This window comes from Coprococcus sp. ART55/1 (assembly GCF_000210595.1).
Lineage (GTDB): Bacteria > Bacillota > Clostridia > Lachnospirales > Lachnospiraceae > Coprococcus > Coprococcus aceti.
Genome location: NC_021018.1, coordinates 562,006 through 563,629 on the forward strand (window position 1 = coordinate 562,006; position 1,624 = coordinate 563,629).

The 1,624-nt window shown below is 33.4% G+C and carries 3 protein-coding genes and 1 pseudogene; all 4 read right to left on the bottom strand.

Annotation, left to right across the window (positions count from 1 at the left end):
• A partial coding sequence (locus CCU_RS02725; protein ID WP_208895931.1) for a hypothetical protein occupies window positions 1-351 on the bottom strand: 351 nt, incomplete at its 3' end.
• Window positions 352-894 (bottom strand): RNA 2'-phosphotransferase, encoded by a 543-nt coding sequence (locus CCU_RS02730; RefSeq protein ID WP_015533469.1) that lies wholly within the window; start codon window positions 892-894, stop codon window positions 352-354.
• Window positions 887-1,246, bottom strand: coding sequence for an SMI1/KNR4 family protein (locus tag CCU_RS02735; RefSeq protein ID WP_015533470.1), 360 nt, complete (start codon window positions 1,244-1,246; stop codon window positions 887-889). The genes CCU_RS02730 and CCU_RS02735 overlap by 8 nt, the downstream gene beginning before the upstream one ends.
• Window positions 1,247-1,255: 9 nt before the next feature.
• Window positions 1,256-1,624 (bottom strand): annotated as a pseudogene (locus tag CCU_RS02740) (ParB/RepB/Spo0J family partition protein); the annotation flags it as partial.

The window sequence follows — 1,624 nt, forward strand, 5'->3', positions numbered from 1 at the left end:
ATATCCTTGATTTCTTGCCAATGTTCCTATATCTTGGCATGCCTCTGTAGAAGTAAGATTTTGCACATATCCCCATTTCGAAGCAATTGTTGCATCTGTCAAATCCAATACCTTTTGACCAGATAAATTTATATCGTAACTAATTGCATATTTAGCCGTATTTCCATGTTCCGCTAATTCTGCAACTATTGTATTGCTATCTGCACCTACATAAAATCCGCCTCCGAATCTACTTCCTTTATTAAAAAATTGTGGATCAATACCATTTAAAACACTTTGCGCTTGATTTGCACTTCCAACTGCATGTTGTACAGATAGACTTCCACCCTTAAATCTACTGGCTTCTATCAACTATATTTCTGTTATATATTTACTTGGTATTACATCAGCTAACCATACCTTTTCATTTCCAAAATAAAAAAGTATTCCATCTTCCCAAGCTCTTTTTGCATCAATTTGCAAAACACATGGTTTATTATCACGTCTTAATCCAACACTCTGTGCTGTACTAATATCTTGTGACAAATGAACATATTGTCTTCCTTGAGGTAATAGGCCATTAATTTTTATACTTGATAAAAATCTTCTAGCCGTACCATGATATAAAATATCTGGAGGTATCATTTTTTCTTTCTTTATGTGCATCGGAATTGAATGACCATAAAATGCTCTGATTTTTCCACCGCTTATTTCATGTCTCTTCTTCTCTGATTTATCTATCATAACTAATAAATCGTCTTCTGATGTACCTATCCATTTCATATCCTTATTCAGAGCATCCACTAATTGTTCTACTGACACCCAACCTTCTTCATCCATCTCCAACTCATATTCCCAAGGTGCATGACGAAGTGCATACGATACTTCTTTGCTTAATTCTTCATAATTAATCATCTGCTTCTTCCTCATCTATCATTTCCTGTATTGCTTCCTTAAACCATTCCCAGAAAGTATTATACTCTTTTCTCTGTTCATATCCAGCACTTGCAAAATCATGAATAATTTGGACTTTACTATTTTTTTTAATATCAAAACAAGCTATATCATCACTATCATCTCTTCTAGCAAAAGGAACAAGTTCTCTATCTGGATAACGTTCCTTTAATCCTTTAATTCTTTTTTCAACCTGTTCTTTGCTCATTAAGTACCAAAAATCAAAGTCCACCAGATTTAGTTCAACAATTTTTAAAAACTCTTTGGGATAATTAAATTCTTGATATACTTTACTTACATCATATATTTCCATGTTTGCCTCCTACTTTATTGTATCCATATCAAACGCTCCAAATGGATTACTATTTCTAAAAGATGCCTTTTGTTTTCCAACTCTTAGACTAATTGCATCGCCCCATGTAACAGGAACACCTTTCTTAGTTGTAAATCTCTCGATATATTCCTCAGGTAAAATATCATTATATCCATGCACATTAGCTTTAACATTAATACCAGCTTCTCTTGCAGATACAACACGTGTATTATCTATTGTTGTATATATTCCATCAGGCATTTCTACCACATCAATCGGGTCACCCTTCCACCCATTCTTCTTCATGCTATCTATAATCTCACTTGAACCATTTACAGACGATTGACTATATCTTATTTCTTTAGGATTAATTGTCTT